8 protein-coding genes and 1 pseudogene are annotated in these 6672 nt (G+C 70.7%); 6 read left to right on the top strand and 3 right to left on the bottom strand.

What is annotated here, in order from left to right; genetic code table 11:
- The 3 genes and pseudogenes from PV721_RS39530 to PV721_RS39520 all read left to right on the top strand — a co-directional run.
- On the top strand, positions 1 to 265 hold a 265-nt coding region (locus PV721_RS39530), incomplete at its 5' end, for a DUF732 domain-containing protein (protein WP_319733117.1).
- A gap of 92 nt (positions 266 to 357) precedes the next feature.
- The gene (locus PV721_RS39525) at positions 358 to 600 is read left to right on the top strand and encodes a hypothetical protein (RefSeq protein ID WP_319733116.1); all 243 of its coding nucleotides are present in this window, start codon (positions 358 to 360) and stop codon (positions 598 to 600) included.
- Positions 601 to 703: 103 nt separating this feature from the next.
- Positions 704 to 865, top strand: a pseudogene (locus PV721_RS39520) (spore-associated protein); the annotation flags it as partial.
- Positions 866 to 1093: 228 nt separating this feature from the next.
- Here PV721_RS39520 and PV721_RS39515 read toward each other — a convergent pair.
- Positions 1094 to 1294 carry a hypothetical protein gene (locus PV721_RS39515; protein ID WP_319733119.1) on the bottom strand — a complete coding sequence of 67 codons (201 nt, stop codon included), beginning with the start codon at positions 1292 to 1294 and terminating at the stop codon, positions 1094 to 1096.
- Between the two features lie 278 nt (positions 1295 to 1572).
- Here PV721_RS39515 and PV721_RS39510 point away from each other — a divergent pair, with 278 nt between their 5' ends.
- Entirely contained in the window at positions 1573 to 1881 is a 309-nt protein-coding gene (locus PV721_RS39510; RefSeq protein ID WP_319733114.1) for a DUF6247 family protein, read from the top strand.
- A 1100-nt stretch (positions 1882 to 2981) separates the two neighbouring features.
- Here PV721_RS39510 and PV721_RS39505 read toward each other — a convergent pair.
- Complete coding sequence (locus tag PV721_RS39505; protein ID WP_319733112.1) at positions 2982 to 3368, bottom strand: VOC family protein; 387 nt, start codon at positions 3366 to 3368, stop codon at positions 2982 to 2984.
- Positions 3369 to 3437: 69 nt separating this feature from the next.
- Between PV721_RS39505 and PV721_RS39500 the strand changes: the two genes are divergently transcribed.
- Both PV721_RS39500 and PV721_RS39495 read left to right on the top strand, forming a co-directional pair.
- A complete protein-coding gene (locus PV721_RS39500; protein WP_319733110.1) occupies positions 3438 to 4349 on the top strand; it encodes an SDR family NAD(P)-dependent oxidoreductase in 912 nt (303 codons plus the stop codon).
- Positions 4350 to 4418: 69 nt separating this feature from the next.
- Complete coding sequence (locus tag PV721_RS39495; RefSeq protein WP_319733108.1) at positions 4419 to 5336, top strand: helix-turn-helix transcriptional regulator; 918 nt, start codon at positions 4419 to 4421, stop codon at positions 5334 to 5336.
- 234 nt (positions 5337 to 5570) lie between these two features.
- On the opposite strand, the gene PV721_RS39490 is transcribed toward PV721_RS39495, so the two are convergent.
- Positions 5571 to 6593 carry a helicase associated domain-containing protein gene (locus tag PV721_RS39490; RefSeq protein ID WP_319733106.1) on the bottom strand — a complete coding sequence of 341 codons (1023 nt, stop codon included), beginning with the start codon at positions 6591 to 6593 and terminating at the stop codon, positions 5571 to 5573.
- Between the last annotated feature and the right edge of the window lie 79 nt (positions 6594 to 6672).

Below are 6672 nucleotides of genomic sequence, written 5' to 3'. Positions count from 1 at the left end.
GCCCAGCCCCGCCCCCGAGCAGCGCGCCATCTACCTCGCTGCGCTCAACAAGATCGACCCCGAGATCGTCAACGGCAAGGACGACAAGGCCGTCAGCCGCGGGCTGAGTCAGTGCCAGTCCATGAAGGACGAGAAGGACCCGACCAAGCGTGTCGAGTCCACGAACCGGCGCTTCATCAGTCCCAACCATCCGGACGGCTTTGGCCCCACCAAGGCCGCCTTCATCCTCGCCGCCGTACAGACCAACCTCTGCCCCACGTACTGACGGGGCCACAGACCACCACGGTGCGGGTGGGTGCGGGTACGGCCGCCCGGGGACGAGGGCCCCGGCCGGCACCCCGCAGACGGGGAGACGGCGTGGCCAAGCGGACCGACCTCACCACCTACGCCTACCGCAAGCAGCGCGCCCGCCTCCTCGCCGAGTCCGACGTCTGCCACCTCTGCGGCCATGCCAGCGCAGACGTCATGAACCACCGCACCCCGGTGAGCCGCGGCGGCGACAAGGGCGTCGACGACGTGTTCGCGTACGCGTGGATCCGACCACCCCCACTCCTCGACGCCCGCGTGCGGCCGTCCGTCGGCCCGCGGGCGGGGTGGTAAGGCGGCGCGGTCACATCTTTTGCGGATGATGCGCAACAGTTCCGCCATCCCGCATGTCGCACCATGCAGGAGCGACCAACTCCAATGACGACCAGGTGGAAACATGAAATTCACCCGTTCCGTCCTTGCCACCACCGCATTCGCAGCCCTGGCCCTGGGGGCCACGACCGCGCTGGCGGCGCCCGCCCCCGCCGCGCCCAACACCACGCCGCAGAAGGTCTGCGGAAGCGCTGACGACGGCCTGTCCGCCGAAGCGGTGGCCACCGCACTGGGCACCACCCGCTCTGGCTTCGTAGACGAGAAGGGGCAGCACTTCGACAGCGGTTCGGGAGGCGCCGAGGTATCTGGCCGGGGCGGGATCTTCACGAAATCCGACGGCGCCGGGCCTTCCTCGCAAGCCGGGCCGCTCCTCCAGGTCGTTCGCCGTATGCCAGGGCTGTCGTGTGCTGGTCCGGGAGAACGACCCCAGAGGCCCGAGCGTCCCCCGGGCGTCCTAGAAGACGACGGGAGAGTCCAACCGCGACTTCCCGCTCATGGCGGAGGTGAGCTCAGCCCCCGGGCCATCGGGGCTGGGGGCGCCGACGGCGACAGAGGGTGTGGCGACCACTGCTTCGGGTGCGGTCACGGCGACGGGAGCGGCGATTGCGGCGGCGATGGCGAGGACGGCGGTGGCGCGCAGGGTCCACTTCAGCACGGTGAGGCTCCGATCTCGGGGTGTGATGGCATGTGCCTTGATCGTCGCCACCTATCCGGTGTCCGGGCATCGTCCGAAGGTCGCGGCCGCCTCCCCCGCACGGGGGAGGCGGCCGCCGCGGGGGTGCCTCCCGTCCTCGTGAACATCGATCCTGGTCCTGCTCCTGACCTCGCAGGACAGGTAACGGCCGGCGTCTCCACCGGCCGTGAGGGCTGAACCCCCCCTCCCTCCACCGCCGCGGCGGCTACCGTGGCGGTACAACCTGCCTGGAGGAGCCCGTGAGCGCCCAACCCGCCGACCACGTAACCGTCCCGCCGTACGCGCCCGCGCCCGGGGCCCCGGCCGAACTCCGTGCCCTGCTGCGCGCCGACCGCCGCGCGGACACGTGGGTGCCGGCGTTCGAGCGGGACTGGGCCAAGGCCCTGGAGGACGCCCGGCACACCTTCAGTCTCACCCCGTTGCAGGAGGTGGTGCGCAGCTGGCAGTTGCGCGTCGCCGCGGCCCCGGCCGTCGACGCCTTCATGGACTCGGGCCGTGACGAGTCCGGCTTCGTGGAACTGGACGACGTCCTCGGTCGCCGCGGATGAGCGGTCAGCCGTGGGCGGTGCGAGGGCAGCAGGGTCGAGGGTCACCACCCCGTGAGGAGCGGCGGCGGCCCCTTCGCGCGGCCGTTCTCGGGCGCGGTGCTGCGCCCCGCCCGAGAACGGCTTCATCGCTGCCCGCGTACGGTGCGGGGATGCGGGAGAAGAGGGCTCCGGTGCGAGTAGTGGTGTCAGCGCCGGGGGTCAACCCTCGCCCACGCATGTCACACAGGATGCCGAACGCTGTGCCTCTGACGCTGGGCGATGGCTGGCGGCGGCTATGGTCGGGCGCAGTCCGCGCCGACAGGGCGTGCGCGGGCGAGGCCCGGTGACCAGAGCGCTCTGGCGGCAGTAGTACCGGGCCGCCCAACCACCCGCTGGACCGAAATCCGGCGTCCGAGCACGTGGCTCGTCTGGTGCGGGCCACCCACCACCCTTTGACCGCACCTTCAGGCAGTTGGGCCGCCGACAGCCAGCGCGGCCCGCGCCGGCTCCACACAACCGCCTCGGCCGCGCCCGGGCAGCCAGCTACCTGCTTAGCAGGGACCGTCGCCCGTGGCCGGCCTGCGGTCCGGCCCCCGCACCCCCGGGACCGGGCGGTACGCGTGCACGAAGCCGGACGGGGCGCCATCGTCAGGCGGCGCCCGGGCCTTCGAAGGGGTTGCCGGGACCGCACCCGCCTGCGGCGCTGTTCTAACATCCTGTCCACGGTTCTGTGGACCGGGCCTTCGCGATCCCCTTTCCACTGCGGCTCCTCGCCGCGCCTTTCCTCTTGGTACCGCTGCCCTCCGGAGACAGCGGTTTCCCGCCACTTGTCCACCGGCCACCACAGCCTCGTATAGGGCGCGGCGCGGTCCGTACGGACTCCCAGGGCCCTCCACTGTTCCGGCGTGGAGCTCTTGACCCGCGCGGACTTCTCCAACTCGCGCAGCAGGCCGAGTACCGCTACCACCGAGGCCGACGACGCACCGTCGTCATGGCCAGCCATCGCATCGACCCGCTCGGCGACTTCCTCCGGGGCCGAAGGAAGTCCCCGTGCCCGCGTGCTGACCGCACTCGGCCGTGCCGACTTCCGCCCCGACTGAGGCCGACGGCGGCGCGTCCGGTCAGGGTCGGTAGCGCAACGGGTGGTCCTCCGGCACCTCCACGACCGCGATCCGCACCCCGTCCGGGTCCGCGATCCACATCTCGACCAGTCCCCACGGCTCCTTCACGGGTGCCCGCAGTACCCGTACCCCCGCCGCCACCAGCTCCTCGTGCGCGGCGCGGGCGTCGCCGACCTGCAGCCACAGCTGCAGACCGGGGGCGGGCGGCTCCTCGGAGCGTCCCGAGACCTCCAGGAACCCACCGCCGAGGAAGTAGACCGTGCCGCGCTCCGGCCCGGTCCCGAACTCGCGGTAGACGGCGAGGCCCAGCGCCTCGCCGTAGAAGGCACGGGAACGTTCCGGATCCGTGGGGCGCAGCAGGACCCTGCTGCCGAGTACGTGCACCATGCCCCGAATCTAAGTGGTCGGCTCCGGAAGTCGCGGGTTGACATGGGGCCAGGCGGTGGGTGCCGATTGTTGGACGTCCAGGGCGGTGTGGTGGAGGCTGTCTCGGCTGCCGCAGAAGGGGGGTTCTGGGAGACCCAGGTTGATCTGGGCCTGGTTGGCCTGGAAGCTGGTGGCGAGGCTGTGGTCATGACCGACAACAACAGTGATGTGACCGGCTTCCGCAACCGTGTCGTCCTGATCACCGGCGGAACCAGCGGGATGGGCCTGGCCACCGCGCGTCTGCTCCTGGAAGCCGGCGCCCATATTGTCATCACCGGCCGCGACGATGCCCGCCTCGACCGCGCGGCCGAACAACTGGCCAAGGTCTCCGACCAGGGTGCCCGGCTGTTCACGGTCCGGGCCGACTCCGCCAGCCTCACCGATCTCGACCGCTTGGCTGCCCTGATCCGTGAACGCCACGGACGTCTTGACGGGGTGTTCGCCAATGCCGGGGTCGGAGTGTTCCAGCGCAGTGGCGAGGTCACGGAGCAGGACTTCGATCTCAGCGTCGACGTCAACTTCAAGGGGGTGTTCTTCACGGTCCAGAAGGTTCTGCCGCTGCTCGACGCGGCGGGAGGCGGTTCCATCGTGATCAACGCCTCGTGGACACTGCACCGGGGCCTGGCCGTCGCACCCGTGTATGCGGCTACCAAGGCCGCCGTCCACAATCTGGCTCGCACGCTGGGCAGCGATCTCGCCGAGCGGGGTATCCGGGTCAACTCGATCAGCCCGGGCTACATCGTCACCGAGATGTTCGATGCCGCTAACCCAGACCCTGCCTCGCACGATGCCATCCGCTCCCAGGTGCCGCTGCGGCGGCTCGGCCAAGCCCAGGACATCGCCGAGACCGTCGCCTTCCTCCTCTCCCCGCGGTCCTCGTACATCACCGCCCAGGACATCGCCGTCGACGGGGGCCTGGCGACCGCGATCCCCGCCTCCTGACGGCAGGCGTGGTTGCCTGGCCCCGACAGGGCCAGGCAACCACCCGTCACGACCGGCCACAATCGTCGTATGAGCACAGCGATCAACATGGGCGAATTCCTCCGAACCCGCCGCGCCCTCCTGCACCCTGAAGACGTCGCCCTGCCGGACTTCGGGGGCCGGCGCCGGGTCGCGGGCCTGCGCCGCGAGGAGATCGCACAGCTCGCCGGAGTGAGCGTCGACTACTACACCCGGATGGAACAGGGCCGCGTGCCCAACCCCTCGGGTGCGGTACTCGACGCCCTCGCCCGCGCACTTCGGCTGGACGGGGACGCCACCCGGCACCTGCACCGCCTCGCCCGACCGCAGCCCTCCGCCCGGCACGTTCCCCGGCTCCAGCCCCGGCCGCAACGCGTGCGCCCTATGCTCCAGCGGATGCTGGACGATCTGGTTGACATGCCGGCGATGGTGATGGGCCGGCGCATGGACATCCTGGCCTGGAATACGGCAGCGGTCGCCCTCTTCGGCGACTACGCGGATCTGGACCGAGCCGAGCGCAACATCGCCCGAATCACCTTCCTCGACGCGACGTCCCGGGAACTGTATGCGGACTGGTCATCCTGCGCCCGCGGGAATGTGGCCTACCTCCACATGGACGCGGGACGGCACCCCGAGGACCCCCAGTTGGCGAGCCTGATCGGTGAACTGTCGATGAAGAGCGAGGACTTCCGTCGCTGGTGGGCCGAGCACCCGGTGCAGGACAAGACCTCGGGAACCAAGCGATTTCACCATCCAATGGGAGGCGATTTGGAACTGGCCTACGAGACCCTGCGCCCATCGGACGACCCCGATCAGGCCTTGATCACATATGCCGCTGAGCCGGGCAGCCCCTCGCACGACGCCCTGCGGATGCTGCTGGCCTGGGCAACTGAAGCCCCCTCCCCGATGCCGGCCGACGACCGCGCGCTGAACTTCCGGGCAGTCAGAGCCTCACCGCCGACGACCTGAAGCCACGTCAGTGCGTCTCCGGCGTGGCCAATCGCGACCGCGATGGGTACGTCGAGGTGTTGACCCGGCGCCCGTGGGGATGGTCCGTCGTGGTGGAACGGCTCCACGAACACGCCGTTGTCGACCCCCGCGCTTGCGGGGATGGTCCGGAACTGGTCATGCGGGCGACGAACGTGGAGCCGACCCTGCGGTCTGGATGGTTCTGGCTGCCTCCGCCAGCGGGGTTGTCCGGGGCTATCCCGCCGCCCAGTCGACGCCGAGTTCGGCGAGCGCGGCGCGCTGCGCCTGGTCGAGCTTGTCGCGGCGGGCTTTCTGGTTGCTGATCCAGATGCCGGTGCGGTGTTCGGTGCCGTCGGGGAGCACCTCCACGACGGCGCGTCCCGGCAGGCGGCCTTCCCGTGCGATGTACTGCTGGAGGGCCTCCAGGCCTTTCTGGAAGGCTTCGCCGCCTGTGCGCGGGCCGGACGCCGCAGCGGTCTTCGCCGCCGTCTTGCGGGCGCGTGGGGCCTTGGTCACGCCGAGTGTGGCGAGCCGGCGTTGCTGCTCGGCGTTCAGTCGGTCCCAGTCCCGCTGTTGGGTGGCGAGCCAGCGTCCGATGTCGTCGCCGTGCCGGGTGACGCCGGGGACGATCGCGGTCAGGCGCGCGCCGGAGGCGAGGAGCTGGGTGAGGTAGGCGTAGTGGCGTTGCCAGTCGACCGTCCATCCCAGCGTCCCCGGGTTCCAGTCGGGGTCGATCGCGGCGAGCGCGGCGGCCCGCCGGCGTGCCCGGCCGGGGTCTTTGCCCAGCCCACCCGGGCGGCGCACGTTGGTGAGCCACTGCCCGATCGCGACGTCTAGGATCGCCGCGCCGCGTGGTGCGGCCAGGGTTCCGTGGAGCTCGTAGTAGGCGCGGGCTGCGCCGAGGTTGGTTGCGAAGCCGGCGTCGGCGGTGTCCCACACGATCCCCAGCTCCTCCAGCTCCGCCGCGCGCTCGCCGGTCATGGTCCCGGCTCGGAACGTACGCCGCTGATCCGACAGCCACCGCCCCAGCGGGAACGCCCCCACCGCCTCGACGTGCTCGTACGGGACGTCGAGATCGCCCTCCCGCTGCCGGTACCGCAGCGCAGCCTCCGCGCCCCGACGCCAGTCCTGCCGCTCGGTGTTGATCACCTGGTAGCTGATCCACTTCGCGATCAGCGCCGGATCCCGCGGGGCCGCGAACCGGAGCAGCAGCCGTGACTCCTCCTCACCGTCCTCCGGCGCCTTCCCGACCGGCAAAGACGGGTCTACGATCCTTTTCTGATTCTCTTGCGGAATAGCGAGCATTTCCACAGCCTTTTCATCGTGCGCCCGAAGT

This window comes from Streptomyces sp. MB09-01, from assembly GCF_033794505.1.
In the GTDB taxonomy this organism is placed as follows: domain Bacteria; phylum Actinomycetota; class Actinomycetes; order Streptomycetales; family Streptomycetaceae; genus Streptomyces.
This window is presented reverse-complemented; position numbering and strand designations above follow the sequence as displayed.